We start from the raw sequence: 13,830 nt of genomic DNA on the forward strand, positions 1-13,830 counted from the left end.
CTCTCAGCCGGGGACGAACATCTCGCTGGTGTCCATGCGCACGTCGCGGATGGCGCGGCAGGCGTCCTCGTCGGCCCGATTGCGCTCCGGCATGAAGCTCACCAGCAGCGACCGTCGCCGCGCGCCGGAGCGGTTGAGGGTCGCCCCGTGCAGCAGGTCGGCGTCGAACACCAGGATGTCGCCCGCCTCGCCGGCCAGGATCAGGGACAGGGTCTCGTCAGGCTCGTCGTCCGAATCCCCCGGATCGAGAGGACGCGGAACCACGCGGGTGGCGCCGTTGTCCGGCCCGTAGGGGTCGAGGAAGACCAGGGCGGCGACGGCGTCCAGGCCCACGCCGTCGCGATGCAGGGGTTGGCGGCCGCCGCCCGGCATCGGTTCGCGGCCCTCGACCTTGGCGAGGAAGAAGGGGCCGCCGATCAACTGGCCCGCCGCCGCCAGCAGGGTGGGCAGGCGGCAGGTCCGCTGCACAGTGGACTCCAGGTCCACCAGGGCGTGGCGCCAGCCGTGGCCTCGAGGCGCGGCCCATTGGTCGCCGCTTCCAACGCCCGCCTCGAAGGCGTCGCGCAGGGCCTCGCGCCATGCCTCGGGCACGGCGCTCCGAAGCAGGAGATAGCCGTCGCGGTCCAGGGCGGCGGCTTGCTCGGCCTCCAGCGGGTCGACCTTGGTGGGCGTCAGGAGGTCGCTCATGGGGTGAGCCTAGCAACCAGCGGTCGCTTTTGAAGTGGAAATAGCGCCCCCTTTCATCCGCTCAACCCGGCATTCGCCGGGATGAGCGGATTATTTGGAGACCCCGAACCGGAACTCCGTCGTCTGCTTGAACGTCCGGCCCGGCCGCAGCACGGTCGAGGGGAAGTTGGGGTGGTTGGGGCTGTCGGCGAAGTGCTGGGTCTCGATCGCCATGCCCGCGCCTCTTTCCAGCCCTCGCCCGTCGGGCGTCTTGAGGGTTCCATTGAAGCTGTTGGCGGTGAACAACTGGACCCCCGGCTGGGTGGTGGCGACCTCCAGGGTGCGGCCGCTGGCGGGGTCGGCGACGCGGACGGCCGGGACCAGCTTGCCGCGCCCGCCGCCGTCTACGACGAAGTTGTGGTCGAAGCCGTTGGCGAACTTGATCTGCGGATCGTCGGCCGTGACCCGGTCGCCCAGGCGGGCCGGCTTGCGCAGGTCCAGGGCGGTGCCGGCCACGGGCGCGATCTCGCCGGTCGCCAGCTTGCGGGCGTTGATCGGGGTGTAGCTCCGGGCCAGCACCTGGGCGGTCTGGTCGTAGACGTTCCCGCCGCCCGCCAGGTTGAAATAGACGTGGTGGCTGAGGTTGATCACCGTCGGCTTGTCGGTGGTGGCGCGATAGTCGATGCGCAGGGCGTTCTTCCTGGTGACCGTGTAGGTCACCGCGACCTTCAGGGCGCCCGGATAGCCGCCTTCGCCGTCGACGGCGGTGTAGGCCAGGGTCACGCCCGCCTCGCCGTGGCGCTGGAACGGCGTGCCGATCCACAGCCGCGTGGAAAAGCCCGTGGGGCCGCCGTGCGAGGATACGCCTTCGGCGCCGCTGGGCAGGTCGTAGCGGACGCCGTCGATCGAGAAGCCGCCGTTCGAGATCCGGTTGGCGTAGCGGCCCAGCAGCGAGCTGAAATTGGCCCGGGCCTCGTAGGTCTTCAGGTCGGCCAGCTCCAGGGCGACGTTCTTGATCTCGCCCTTGCGGTCGGGAACGTCGACCTGGGTGATCACGCCGCCGTAGGACAGCACCTTCACGGTCATGCCGTGGTCGTTCTTCAGCGTGAAGACCTCGACCGCCGCGCCGCCGGCAGTGACCCCGTAGGGCGCGCGGGTCGCGGTGGCGGCGAGGGCGGGGCTGGCGGACAGCAGGCCGGCGGCCAGGAGCAGGGCGACGGTCGTGTTCGCTGTGACAGCCATGGCTTCCATCCCAAGATCGCCCTTCCCAAGATCACTTGGTCGAGCCGTTATGGAAACCGGTGTCAGCCAAACGGCGGACGAGATCAAGAGACCGCTTCCGGCGGATCGGAAACGGCCTCCCGATTTCAGCCCTGGGGCGTCGTCGGCCTAGAACTGCCAGTCGAAGCCCAGGCGCACCGAACGCGGCGCCTGGTAGGCGCGGACCATGCCGTAGGTGGCGCTGGGCAAGCCGCCGCCCGTCTCGCCGAACTCGTCATAGTCGGTGCCGCCCGACAGGTTGAACAGGTTGAAGATGTCGGCCCGCAGCACCAGGCCGCTGTCGCCCTTGCTGCCCACGACCGGCATGACCGGCACGTACTTGGCCGGGACGGTGTAGCGCATCGAGACGTCGAACCGGGTGATCCAGTCGCTGTCGAACGAGGCGCCGCGGTTGACCAGCTTGCCGCCGCAGAAGCGGGCGTTGGCGCCGCTGGCGTTGGCGTCCGAGGCGTCCGGCGTCGCGCCGGCGGGAGCCAGTCCGATACAGCCGTACTTGCGGGGCGACAGCACCGACAGGTTGCCGCCGATCAGCAGGTCCTCGAGCACGGCGTAGGATCCGAACAGCTTGATCTGATGGCCGCGGTGGTTGGGCAGCAGCCCGTAGGTTCCGGGGATGTAGGCCATGCGGTCGAAGTCGACGGTGATGCCGGCGTCGGTCTGGCCGTTGTCCGACCGCGCCGCGCCTTCGAAGTTGCCCTTGGATTCCGACAGCACGTACGAGCCGCGCAGGCCCCACTTGCCGTCGAACTCGCGATCGAAGTTGAACTCCACGCCCAGATACTCCCGCTTGGCCTTGGGGAACCCCATCTGCGCGGCGGTGATGGTGATCGTCCGGGCGGTGGTCTCGCCCGGCAGGGCGCGGGCCAGCTTGACCTTCACGTCGCTGCCCGGGTTGATGATCAGGAACTGGAAGCTGCCGCTCCAGACGTCCGTGCAGCCGGTCTTGGCGGCGTTGGTCTGGGCGTAGCCGTTGGCCGAGCACCAGGCGCGAACGGCGTAGTCCATGACCGTGTCTTCGCTGACCCGCCCGAGATTGCGATAGGTCACGTTCACCCCGGCCTTCCACAGGGCGTTGAAGCGGTGCTCGTAGCCGACGATGTACTCGTCCTGATAGGTGGACTTCAGGTTCAGGGCGGAGACCTCGTCGGCCTGCGGCGAGATGCCGTCGTCGCGGATGAAGCAGGCGATGGTTCCCGGAGCCGCGATGCTCTTCAGCGCCGGGGTGCAGGGGTCGAGGTTGGTGTCCGTATTGGGCCAGGTGACCTGGGCGCCCAGGCCGCCGATCGGCTTTCCGGTCAGGGGGTCGTAGGTGAAGGTCGCGCCGGCCCCGCCGACCGGCAGGAAGAACTCGGACACGTCGATCGCCGCCGAGGCCGCGCGGAACGCGGTGTTGGACGCCACCGGCAGGTAGGTCCGGCCATAGGAGCCGTACAGCTTGTCGGTGCGCGCGCCGAACAGGTCGTAGGCGAAGCCCAGGCGCAGGGCGATCTCGTCGTCGAACGAAGAGAACACCACGCCGCTCGGGTTGGAGACCGAGAACTGGTCCTTGCGGACGCCCAGGTTCAGGGTCAGGCGATCCGACACGTCCCAGGCGTCCTGGATGTAGAAGGCCCGGTTCTTGCCGTTATAGCCGCCGCCCGTCTCGAAGCGCCGCACCTCCACATACTCCTGGTTCGGCGCGATGGCGCCGCCCTGCGCTCCGGTGCTCCCGGCCTTGCGATAGATCCAGTTGCGCTCGCCGTTGCGCACGGTGAACTGGGTCAGCAGGGTCTTTTCCTCGTCGAAGCCGCCTCGGATGTGGTGGTCGCCGAAGAGCTTGAAATAAAGGTCGGCATCGGCGCGATAGAACTCGCGGGTGGCCAGGGACGGCACGGTCATGGAGGAGGCGGTCTGGCGGCTGACGATGGTGGCTGTCCCGGTGCGGGCGTCCTGGACCAGCGACTCGTTGGGCAGGTCGCCGACCGCCTTGTTGTCGGTCTCACTGCGGCCGTAGGCGGCCGAGAGAGTGAGCCAGTCGGTGAAGGTGCCGGTGTAGCGGGCCACGTAGTTCTCGCCGCCCTGGTAGAGGCTTTCGGCGCTGGCCCGCGCGGGCAGGATCTCGTCGTTGGCCAACAGGTACTGGTAGCTGTCGCGCTTACGCTTGCGGCTGGTGTCGAAGTAGGTGAACTCCAGGTGCTGGCTGTCGGTGATGTAGCCGTCCAGCTTGAAGGCGTAGAACGGGTCGGCCGTGCGATCCCTGGTCACCGCGCTGCGCGTGGCGGTGGGCGAGGTGTTGTTGGTCGCCGCCTGCACCTCAAGGTTCTGGAGCGTGGCCAAGCCGTAGAAGAACAGCCGGTCCGGAATGATCGGGCCGCCGGCCTCGACGGTGAAGCTGTTGTCCGTGCGCTTGGCCAGCGAGTTGCGGGCGGTGGTGGTGTTGGGCATTTTCTCGCGCAGGCTGTTCGGCTCGTAGTTGCCGTGGACCGCGAAGGTGAAGTCGTTGGAGCCCGACTTGGTCACGGCGTTGATCATCGCGCCCGTGCCGCGGCCGAATTCGGCGGGATAGCCGCCGGTCTTCACCTCGACCGACTTGTAGAACTCGAACGGCACGACCGCCGCGCCGATGCCGTTGACGAAGTTGGTGATGTTCAAGCCGTTGATATAGAAGACGTTCTCACCGACCGAGGCGCCGCCGACCGCCGGCTGCGATTGGCCTTGGACGACGAAGTTGTTGCTGGAGTCGCCCGGGATGGCCGACGGGGCCAGCAGCACCAGCGAGGTGACGTTGCGGGCGATCGGCACCTGCTTGCTCAAGGTCTCGACATCGACCACCAGGCCCGTCGTGGTGCCGGCGAAGTCCAGCTGCGGATTGGCCGTGCCGGTGACGACCACCTCCGAGACCGACGCGCCTTCCTCGTTGATCGTGAAGCCGAAGTTGGCGGTCGAGCCGACCGTGACGCGGACGTTGGGATCGTTGACCGTCTGGTAGCCGGGCTTGCTGATCGAGACCGAGTAGCCGCCGGACGGGATCAGGGCGATGCGGAACCGGCCGTCGGCGTCGGTGGTCAGGTCGCGCTCGAAGCCCTGGGCCAGCGACTTGACCTTGACCGCCGCGCCGGCCACCGGCGTCCCGCCGGCGTCGGCCACCGTGCCCGCCAGGGCGCCGGAGCTGTAGTCCTGGGCCAGGGCCCGGTGCGGCGTCAGGCCGACCAGGATCGCCAGCCCCGTGGGCGCGGCGACCGAGGCGAGGCCGGCCGCCATGGTCGTGGCCAGCAGCCGCAGGCGTCGGGACGCGGGCCGGGATTGAGCCACGGACTGGGCCTCGGACTGGGATCGTCGGTTGGATGAGCTGGAATTGGCGGACATGTAACCCCCTGTTCGTGTGGACGGCGAAGAGCTTTCGCGGTGCCTCCAGACAGCGAATTGCGAGGTGTTCGGTCAATAGAACTCGCGTCGATTATTGAAATACTGAAATGTTGTCACGGTATCGACACGGTGAAATTAGAGTACTGACTGGTAAGTACATTCGATATTGTCGATAACTTGACGATTATTTATTGAATTGAACGCGTGAAAGCTCTCGCCGACGAGGTCGGCGAGAGCTGGAGCGGCGGGTGAGCAGTGCGATTCAGGCGATGGGTTGAGGCGCGGACGTCGAGCCGGGGAGGCGGGGCGAGAACACCGCGCGGGCCGCGAACAGGGCGATCGGCAGGCCGACGCCGAACATGTGGATGGCCACGCCGCCGACCAGCACCACGAGCGGCGGAAGCGGCTTGGGACCGAACCGCAGCAGCAGCACGACGTAGTTCATGACCAGATAGCAGCCGATCCCGTACAGCGGTCCCCACAGCCAGGGCCGCCTGTTGAGCGAGGGAAGCACACGGCTGGCCGCGACATAGATCGCGGCCATCACCACGGCGATGCCGACATGGAGCAGGGCGCCCAGCGCCGCCGCCCCGGCCCCGCCCTGATAGGCCGCCTTGCCCAGCACCCCGCTGGCGATCGAATGCAGGATCCTGACCGGACTGACGCCGCGCAGGCCGAAGGCGATGAAGGCGTAGACGATGTCCAGCAAGGCGGCGGTCAGGCCGCCGCCGAGGATGGCCGCCAGCGGGCCGATCCCGGCTTTTCCGGGGAATATCTGCATGGGACCTCTCAATGCGAGCGCGTGGCGTGGATAGGGGCGGACTCGCCGCCAAGCGAAGGGGCGGCGTCATCCGTGGGCGAGCCGGCGGGCAGGACGATCGGCGTCTGGGCGGCGATCAGCTGCTCGATGCGCTCGACCAACGCCTGGCCGCGCGGCGACAGCCGCAGCAGCCGCTCGCGCGGATCGACGGCGCCGACCACGCAGTCCAGCAGGTCCAGGGACGGCGGCAGCGGCCGATCGATCGCCGGCCCCGCCAGGGCCCGCGCCACGCGTGAGGCGCCGGCGTCGGTCAGGCCGCAGGCCAGGGCCAGCTCGGTGACGTTGATGCCGGGGTTCTCGGCGACATAGAGGAAGGCCCGCACGCTGGTCAGGCTGATGGCGGGATGGATCCGCCGGAAGCTCTCCAGCGCGGCCAGCACGGCGTCGCGGCGGCGGATGCGGACCACTTCAGCTGTCATGATAGACCGCCAGCACGCGGGGGCGGGTCTTGTAGCGGCGCGGCGGCGAGGCGGCTTCGCCGGCCTTGGCATCGCCCGCCAGCCTGGGCCTCAGGTGGTGGAAGGTGAAGCCGGCGGTGGCGTACTCGGCGCGGACCACCGCGAGCAGGGCCTCGGCCCGCCGCTGGTGCTCGGCCGCCTCGACATAGTCCAGCGCCGAGACCTCGATGGTGATCTGCGCCCGCAGGGTCAGCATCGGAATGTCCTTGGAGCGCGCGGTCATCTGGGCTCCCTCCGTGAGCATCGAGTCTTGCCGATCGATCTTGTCAGCCGCCGCCGGCTTGTCAGGCGCCGGGATACCAACGGTCGGCGTCCTGCTGCGAGCGGCGGGACCGTCTGCCAACGGCGCCGCTCCGTCTGCGAACGGCGCTTTGCGAGCAGCCCGCCAGCGGCGACAATGGCCCATGACGTCGACGCCGGCCGCCCAGCAGCAGACCCGGACGATCCTGATCGCCACGGCGGGGGTCTGGCTGCTGGCCTATGCCGCCCTGACCCTGGGCTGGGTGAACGCCAGGGCGCCGCATTTCTGGGACGGCGCGTTCCGGCGCGCGGTGGTCTGCCTGATCGGCGCCCTGATGTGCCAGGCCATGGGGCCGCTGCTGCTGCGCTCGACCCCGTGGCCGATCGCCTGGCGGCTGGCCCTGGCCGGCGGGCTGTCCCTGGTCGGCTCGCTGATGTTCGGGGTGGTCGACTACACGGTCTATGTCGCCATCCTGCCGCGCTGGCCGGAGTCGACCTTCTGGGGCGTGATGTTGATCGCCCGCACGGTGTTCTGGTTCTTCGCGGCCTGGGCGGCGATCTTCATGGCCGTGCACGCCGACCTGGCCGCGCGGGAGGCCCGGTTCAAGCTGGAGGCGGCGCGGGTGCTGGCCACCGAGACCCAGAACCGCATGTTGCGCTACCAGATCAGCCCGCACTTCCTGTTCAACACCCTCAACGCCCTGGCGACCCTGGTGATGGAGCGCCAGAACGACCGGGCCGAGCAGATGATCCTGGGCCTGTCGGGCTTCCTGCGCCGCTCGCTGGAGCGCGACGTGCGTGAGATGGTCACCCTGTCCGAGGAACTGGACGGCGAGCGGCAGTACGTGGCCATCGAGCAGATCCGGTTCGGCGAGCGCCTGCGCTATGTCGAGCGCGTCCCTCCGGAATTGCTGGACGCCCTGGCGCCCAACCTGATCCTGCAGCCGATCATCGAGAACGCCGTCAAGCACGGCCTGGCCCGCACCAGCGAGCCGATCGTCATCGAGGTGGTGGCCGTCCACCAGGACGGCAGGATGTCGATCACCGTCACCGACGACGGGGCCGGGGCGGTCGGCGGTCCGCCCGGGTTGGGCGTGGGGCTGGAGAACGTCCGTCGGCGGCTGGAGACCCGTTATGGCGACCAGGCGACCCTGACCTGCGGCTCGCGCGAGCCTCGGGGCTTCCAGGTCCGCCTGGACCTGCCGCTGGAGCGGGCATGAGCGAGGCGCTGACCGTCCTGCTGGCCGACGATGAGCCGCTGGCCCTGCGCCGCCTGCGCCGCCTGACGGCCGAGGTCGATGACGTGCGGATCGTCGGCACCGCCGCCGACGGCGACCAGGCCCTGGCCCTGGCGCGCGAGACCGCCGCCCAGGTGGTGATCATCGACATCAAGATGCCCGGCCGCGACGGGGTCAGCGTGGCCCGCGCCCTGGCCGGACCCGAAGGGCCGGTGGTGATCTTCGCCACCGCCTTCGACCGCTACGCCATCCAGGCCTTCGACCTGGCGGCCGTGGACTATCTGCTCAAGCCGTTCGACGGCGCGCGGGTGGCCGAGGCCCTGGCCCGGGCCCGGGCCCAGATCCGGGCGCGCGACGCCGAGCAGCGGATCGGCGAACTGCGGGCCATCGTCCAGGACCTGCGGGCTGAAGGGCGAGGCCAGGAGCCTTCGGGCGCCGCGAGCTTCGAGACCGAACTCTGGATCGAAGGCCGGGGCGGGGCCCAGCGGGTGCTGGTGCGCGATCTCGACTGGATCGAGGCCGAGCGCGACTATGTCCGCCTGCACGTCGGGGCGCGCAGCTATCTGATCCGGGACTCGATCCGCGGCCTGGTCGAACGGCTGGACCCCGAAGCCTTCGTGCGTATCCACCGCTCGGCGGTGGTGCAGCGCGACCGGGTGATCCAGCTGGCCCCGCGCCCGGGCGGCGGGCTGACGGCGGTGCTGTCGACCGGCGCCCGTCCGGCGGTGGGCCGCAGCCACGCGGCCGCCGTGCGGAAACTGTTTCGCCGCGCGTCGGGACGGTCGCGAGCCTCCGAGCCGCTGTAGGGCCGGCGAACAGTTCTGAATTGTCTGGGAGGGGAGCGGACGCCGAAGGCTGTCCGTCAAGATAGGTCGGCCGCGTCGGTCGAGCCGGCGGGCGAGGGCGCTTCAGGCTTTCGCGCTGGAAGGCCGGATGAGCGGCCGGCGGTGAGGCCGGCCGCTCGCCGAGGGATTAGCCGTTGACGGCGTCCTTCAGTTGCTTGGCCGGCGTGAAGGCGACCTTCTTGCTGGCCGCGATCTGGATGGCGGCGCCCGTCGAGGGGTTGCGGCCGGTGCGGGCCGGCTTGGCCTGGACCTTGAACTTGCCGAAGCCCGGGATCGAGACTTCTTCGCCCTTCACGGCGGCGTCGGTCAGCGACTTGAAGACGCCGTCGATGATGGCCTTGGCTTGAGTCTTGGTCAGCTTGTCGTCGGCGGCCACGGCGGCGTCGACCAGATCCGAAACGTTCATAAATCAGCTCATCTGCTGGAATCAAAAGAGAGCCAACCCTGCCGGGCCAAACGCGCTTTGTCACCTCATCATGAAAACAAGGGTTAACGCGCCGATCCGACGGGGGCGGGCGGGCGTCAGGTTGCGGAAAATCCTCGCTATATCAACCCATTAAAGAAACATGCTTAAGGCTCGCGCCCAGCCATGGCCGAGCGTCGGCGCGGACGCGAGGCGATTGTGCGTGTGCGAAGAAAGCAGGTGAGTCCCTAGAATCGGCCCGAAAGGCCGCTTCGGGGAGAATCGGTCAGGGCTCGGCGGTGCGGATCGCGGCCGGTCCGGCGGGCATGGAAAGGGTCGCTTCGTGACGCAGTTCGCGGCCGTCGAAGGCGAAGGCCTCGACCGTCCGGCCGACCATGCACTGCACCAGCAAGCGACGGGAGTCGCGCGACCAGACGATGCCCTGGCCCCAGCCGGCGACCGGCGCCTGCGTCACCTTGACCAGACGCTGGCCGTCGATCCGCCACACCTGCACCAGGCCCTGGAGGTGGTAGCCCGGCGCCTTGGTCGACAGGTTTGAGCCCTCGTTGACGTTGACGGCCACGTAACGGCCGTCGGGCGACATCTTCAGCCCCTCGGGGGTCAGGCCGACCGAGACGGTGTCGACGACGCGCGGCGCGGCCGGAGCCAGGTCGATCAGGCTGACGGTGTCGATGTCGCGCCCGCCGCCGCCGATGTTGCCCGACACGGCGAACCGGCGCGGTCCGTCGGTGTCGATCTGATAGGGCCGCAGCCCCGCCGCCAGGCTGACCGGCGTCAGGGTCACGCTCGCGCCCTCCAGGCTCAGTTGGACGATCTTGTGGTCATGGTCGCGCGACACCAGGGCCCGGCGGTCGCCGTCGAAGAAGATGACCATGGCCGGCGAGGAGTCCGGGTCGCCGACCTTGACCTTGCCGGCCGGGGTGGCGACGCCGCCCGCCAGGGTGAAGACGCTGACCGTGCCCTCCGAGCGGTTGGCGACCAGGGCCAGGGTTCCGGCGCGGTTGATCGACACCCCCGAGGCTCCTGCGCCGGCATGCAGGGTGGCGGTGACCTTCAGGGTCTTCAGGTCGATCACGCTGACCACGTCGTCGGGGATAATGGCGGCCGGGTTGGCGGGATCGATCTTGCGGGCCGAGGTGACCAGGGCGAACGACCCGTCCGGCGCCACCGCGACGCTGGACGGCGGGCCGATGACGCTGGTCGGGACGGCCACCTCGCCGACGATGCGGGGCGGCGAGGCCGACAGGTCGATCAGCGACACGGAGTCCGGAAGGGGATTGGCCGGCACCACCTGGGCGCCGTCGTCCAGCACCTGCTTGCCGTCATTGGCCGACACCGCGATCTGGGCGTGGCCGACATCGGCGAGAACCAGGGCGAAGACGGCGGCGAGCAAAGGGCGGGCGATCATGCGGGGATCCTGACCGTGCGGCGCGCGGCGCGCCAGGGGTATGGTGCGGACGCAAAAGCGCGCGAACGTCGGGAGGGTGACGTTCGCGCGCCTCTGCTGTCGATGCGCGACGGGGACAAATCCGCCGCGCCATCGCTTCAATCCAGGCCTAGTAGGTGTAGCGAAGGCCCAGAATGAACTCGCGACCCGTGTGGTGGTAGAACGAGGACCGGTCGGCGACGGAGTCGTTGAACTGGTCCTGGTATTCGTCGGTCAGGTTCACCCCCTCGAGGGTGATCTTGAAGTTGTCGTTGATCGTGTACTGCAGCGAGGCGTCGACGTTCAGCGTCTCGGTGGTGCCGTCGGCGTTGGTGCCGGCTTCCGAACCGGGGATCCGGGTCAGGTAGCTGTCACGATACGAGGCCGAGGCCCGGGCGCTCCACTTGCTGTCCTCGTAGTAGATCGTGGCGTTGTACGAGGTGGGCGACAGGCCCGTCAGATTGCCCGTGGCCACGATCGCGCCGGCGCCGTTCAGGTAGTTGATCGACGATTTGACGTGCGTGTAGTTCAGCAGCACGCCGGTGTGGGTCAGGAAGCCCGGCAGGAAGGTCAGGGGCTGCTGGTAGTTCAGCTCGTAGCCTTCCAGGTCGCCGCCCGGCGTGTTGCTGGGCACGGTGAACTGCCACTGGGCGCTGGGGCTGCAGCCGTTGGTCGTGCCGCAGGCGGCGATGGCCACGCTGTCGGGCAGGCCGAACGTGTTGCCGGTGAAGGTCGAGTTGGTCTGCAGCGTCTGGACGAAGCTGCCGATCTGCTTCTTGAACAGCGCCAGCGACAGCAGGCCCGACTGCTGGAAGTACCATTCGAACGACAGGTCGTAGGCCTTGGCCCGGAACGGGTCGAGATTGGGGTTGCCGGCGCTGACGCTGCGGCCCGCGCCCGAGACGCTGATCGTCGCGCCGGGGGTCAGGCTGCCCAGGTCGGGCCGCGACATCACCTTGGCCGCCCCGAAGCGGATCAGGAAGTTGTCGACCGGCTCGTAGACCACGTTCATCGACGGCAGGGTGTCGCTGTATTCGCGCGACGCCTCGACCGCCACCGGCGCGCCGCTGACATAGGTGTAGCCGTTCGAATCCTGCTTGGTCTTGACGTAGCGGACGCCGAAGTTGCCGCGCAGCGGACGGCCCGCGACCTCGGTGTTGAAGTCGGCCTGCACGTAGCCGCCGAGATCCTTCTCGTTGACGCCGCGGTTGTTGCCCAGGGCCGGTTCCTTGCCCAGCTTGAACGTGCCGCCATAGGCGGTCTGGTCGTACAGGCTGAGCACATCGGCGGCCGTCTTGACGTCCGGGATCAGCACGTTGACGCCGGCGAAGCTGGCGATCTTGCCGTAGGTCGCGCGATCGATGGCCGCCATGGCGGTCGGAATGGTCGGCTCGATGTTGGTGCTGGTGCCGTTCGAGCGCCGCAGCTCGGTGGTGGTGAACTCGTATTCCTTGTAGGCCCCGCCGGCGCTCAGCTTGAAGATCCCCAGGTTGTCCCAGGAGCCGTCGATCTGGGCGACGTCATAGGTGTTGATCGCGGTCTGCGGGCGTTCGCGGATCTGGGTCAGCACCCACTTGCTGGGGTCGGTCAGGGCCGCGCTGCCGTAGTTGATCACCGGCAGGTTGCCGTTGCTGTAGTCGTAGGAATAGCCCTGGACGTTGAACTGGTCGAACTGGACCGTGGTCTGGATCGGGTTCTGGTGGTCGGACTTCGAATGGCCGATCAGGCCGACGATCTTGATGTCGTCGGTGATCTGCTGCTCCAGGTTCAGGCCGAACTGGGTGAACTTGGTGTCCAGTTCGTCGAAGCGGTTCTCGACGCGCAGGTCGACGTTGTCGAACTTGCCGGCGATCATCGTGTTCTTGTCGTCGATCGTCGACGAGACCACGTGGGTCTGGGCGATGCCGCACGAGGTGGCGACGTTGGCGGCCGTACAGGCTCCGCCGACGCTGAACGACGGCGCTTCCAGGTACTGCTCCTCGCGGGTGCCCTTGAAGTCGGCGTAGAGGGCGTCGAAGCTCAGCAGGGTCTTGTCGCTCGGCTTCCACTGCAGCGACAGGGTGCCGCCCAGGCGCTCCTGGTCGTCGATATAGTTGTCGTAGCGCGGGAAGCGCGGGTGGAAGGCGGCGTTGTTGGCGGCGGCGGCCGGATTGACCGTGGTCGGCAGGCCCGCGCCGTTGGGCAGGGCGTCGAAGCCCGGCGAGAAGGCGTTGCCGGTGGCCCAGCGCACGGTCGAGGAGCCTTCGTCATCCAGCTTGCGCTTGGTGTAGGCCACCGACAGCAGGGCGCCGAACGTGTCGTCCTTCCAGGTGTTGGAGACCATGAAGGCGCCGCGCGGATTGGTCGACTTGGCCAGGTCGTTGTAGCTGGCCTGGGCCGAACCGGCCATCTTGAAGCCGTGATAGTCGAAGGGGCGGGCGGTGCGCAGGTCGACGGTCGCTCCCAGCGAGCCTTCTTCCGTGGCCGCCTCGGCGGTCTTGCGCACGGTGATCGAGCTGAAGAGGTCCGAGGCGAAGACGTTGAAGTCGAACGAGCGGCCGCGGTTGATGCCGCCGCCGGCGTCGGAGCCGCCGCCGGTGGTCAGGGCTTCCATGCCGTTGATCCGCACGCGGGTGAACTGGGGACCCAGGCCGCGAACCGAGATCTGGCGACCCTCGCCGCCGTCACGCGCCAGGGCCACGCCGGGGATGCGCTGGATGGATTCAGAGAGGTTGAGGTCGGGGAACTTGCCGATGTCCTCGGCCAGGATGGAGTCGACGGCGGCCGACTCCTGGCGCTTGACGTTCAGCGCCTTGGCCAGGCTGGAGCGGAAGCCGGTGACGACCACTTCCGACACCGCGTCCTGGTTGTCGGCGGCGGGCGCGGCGGCCTGAGTCGAAGAGGGGGCGTCCTGCCGCGCGGCGGCGGGGGTTGCGGCGAGGCCGAAGCAGACGGCGGCCATGGACGCGCTCGCCAACCACACGCGGTGTTGAACTGTAGGCATTGTTTTCCCTCCCGACGGGACTTTGTCTCGACCGTGCTCGGTCTTGTTCTCGGGAGGGGCGGCGCTGTCCGGTCATCGGATCGGCGGTGGAACCTCATCCCACC

11 protein-coding genes are annotated in these 13,830 nt (G+C 68.6%); 2 read left to right on the forward strand and 9 right to left on the reverse strand.

The features are described 5' to 3' along the window. Window positions 1-3: 3 nt before the first annotated feature. The 6 genes from AC1DMQ_RS22480 to AC1DMQ_RS22505 all read right to left on the reverse strand — a co-directional run bounded on the left by AC1DMQ_RS22480 (window position 4) and on the right by AC1DMQ_RS22505 (window position 6,793). Window positions 4-687, reverse strand: a complete 684-nt coding sequence (locus AC1DMQ_RS22480) for a phytanoyl-CoA dioxygenase family protein (protein WP_477035763.1) — start codon at window positions 685-687, stop codon at window positions 4-6. A gap of 90 nt (window positions 688-777) precedes the next feature. Then, complete coding sequence (locus tag AC1DMQ_RS22485) at window positions 778-1,908, reverse strand: aldose epimerase family protein (protein ID WP_477035764.1); 1,131 nt, start codon at window positions 1,906-1,908, stop codon at window positions 778-780. 147 nt (window positions 1,909-2,055) lie between these two features. Beyond that, on the reverse strand, window positions 2,056-5,238 hold the full coding sequence (locus AC1DMQ_RS22490) for a TonB-dependent receptor (RefSeq protein WP_477035765.1): 3,183 nt from the start codon (window positions 5,236-5,238) through the stop codon (window positions 2,056-2,058). A gap of 316 nt (window positions 5,239-5,554) precedes the next feature. Further along, entirely contained in the window at window positions 5,555-6,073 is a 519-nt protein-coding gene (locus AC1DMQ_RS22495; protein WP_477035766.1) for a hypothetical protein, read from the reverse strand. Between the two features lie 8 nt (window positions 6,074-6,081). After that, window positions 6,082-6,531, reverse strand: coding sequence for a MarR family transcriptional regulator (locus AC1DMQ_RS22500; protein WP_477035767.1), 450 nt, complete (start codon window positions 6,529-6,531; stop codon window positions 6,082-6,084). Then, the gene (locus AC1DMQ_RS22505) at window positions 6,521-6,793 is read right to left on the reverse strand and encodes a hypothetical protein (RefSeq protein WP_477035768.1); all 273 of its coding nucleotides are present in this window, start codon (window positions 6,791-6,793) and stop codon (window positions 6,521-6,523) included. Before AC1DMQ_RS22505 ends, AC1DMQ_RS22500 begins: the two co-directional genes overlap by 11 nt. Before the next feature lie 181 nt (window positions 6,794-6,974). On the opposite strand from AC1DMQ_RS22505, the gene AC1DMQ_RS22510 reads away from it, so the two are divergent. Further along, window positions 6,975-8,030 (forward strand): sensor histidine kinase, encoded by a 1,056-nt coding sequence (locus AC1DMQ_RS22510; protein WP_477035769.1) that lies wholly within the window; start codon window positions 6,975-6,977, stop codon window positions 8,028-8,030. Then, window positions 8,027-8,854: a LytR/AlgR family response regulator transcription factor gene (locus AC1DMQ_RS22515; protein WP_477035770.1), complete on the forward strand. Its 828-nt coding sequence runs from the start codon at window positions 8,027-8,029 to the stop codon at window positions 8,852-8,854. Before AC1DMQ_RS22510 ends, AC1DMQ_RS22515 begins: the two co-directional genes overlap by 4 nt. Before the next feature lie 166 nt (window positions 8,855-9,020). Here the strand turns inward: AC1DMQ_RS22515 and AC1DMQ_RS22520 are convergent, their stop codons facing one another. The 3 genes from AC1DMQ_RS22520 to AC1DMQ_RS22530 form a co-directional block, all read right to left on the reverse strand. After that, on the reverse strand, window positions 9,021-9,299 hold the full coding sequence (locus AC1DMQ_RS22520) for an HU family DNA-binding protein (RefSeq protein ID WP_056447131.1): 279 nt from the start codon (window positions 9,297-9,299) through the stop codon (window positions 9,021-9,023). Between the two features lie 283 nt (window positions 9,300-9,582). Continuing rightward, complete coding sequence (locus AC1DMQ_RS22525) at window positions 9,583-10,725, reverse strand: YncE family protein (protein ID WP_477035771.1); 1,143 nt, start codon at window positions 10,723-10,725, stop codon at window positions 9,583-9,585. A gap of 148 nt (window positions 10,726-10,873) precedes the next feature. Beyond that, window positions 10,874-13,684, reverse strand: coding sequence for a TonB-dependent receptor (locus AC1DMQ_RS22530; protein WP_477035772.1), 2,811 nt, complete (start codon window positions 13,682-13,684; stop codon window positions 10,874-10,876). Window positions 13,685-13,830 lie beyond the last annotated feature (146 nt).

The organism is Caulobacter sp. 05L422 (assembly GCF_056397765.1).

Coding starts and splice junctions, on each gene's coding strand:
- AC1DMQ_RS22480 (WP_477035763.1), bottom strand. CDS start 687: ATGAGCGACCTCCTGACGCCCACCAAGGTCGACCCGCTGGAGGCCGAG.
- AC1DMQ_RS22485 (WP_477035764.1), bottom strand. CDS start 1,908: ATGGCTGTCACAGCGAACACGACCGTCGCCCTGCTCCTGGCCGCCGGC.
- AC1DMQ_RS22495 (WP_477035766.1), bottom strand. CDS start 6,073: ATGCAGATATTCCCCGGAAAAGCCGGGATCGGCCCGCTGGCGGCCATC.
- AC1DMQ_RS22500 (WP_477035767.1), bottom strand. CDS start 6,531: ATGACAGCTGAAGTGGTCCGCATCCGCCGCCGCGACGCCGTGCTGGCC.
- AC1DMQ_RS22505 (WP_477035768.1), bottom strand. CDS start 6,793: ATGACCGCGCGCTCCAAGGACATTCCGATGCTGACCCTGCGGGCGCAG.
- AC1DMQ_RS22510 (WP_477035769.1), top strand. CDS start 6,975: ATGACGTCGACGCCGGCCGCCCAGCAGCAGACCCGGACGATCCTGATC.
- AC1DMQ_RS22515 (WP_477035770.1), top strand. CDS start 8,027: ATGAGCGAGGCGCTGACCGTCCTGCTGGCCGACGATGAGCCGCTGGCC.
- AC1DMQ_RS22520 (WP_056447131.1), bottom strand. CDS start 9,299: ATGAACGTTTCGGATCTGGTCGACGCCGCCGTGGCCGCCGACGACAAG.
- AC1DMQ_RS22525 (WP_477035771.1), bottom strand. CDS start 10,725: ATGATCGCCCGCCCTTTGCTCGCCGCCGTCTTCGCCCTGGTTCTCGCC.
- AC1DMQ_RS22530 (WP_477035772.1), bottom strand. CDS start 13,684: ATGGCCGCCGTCTGCTTCGGCCTCGCCGCAACCCCCGCCGCCGCGCGG.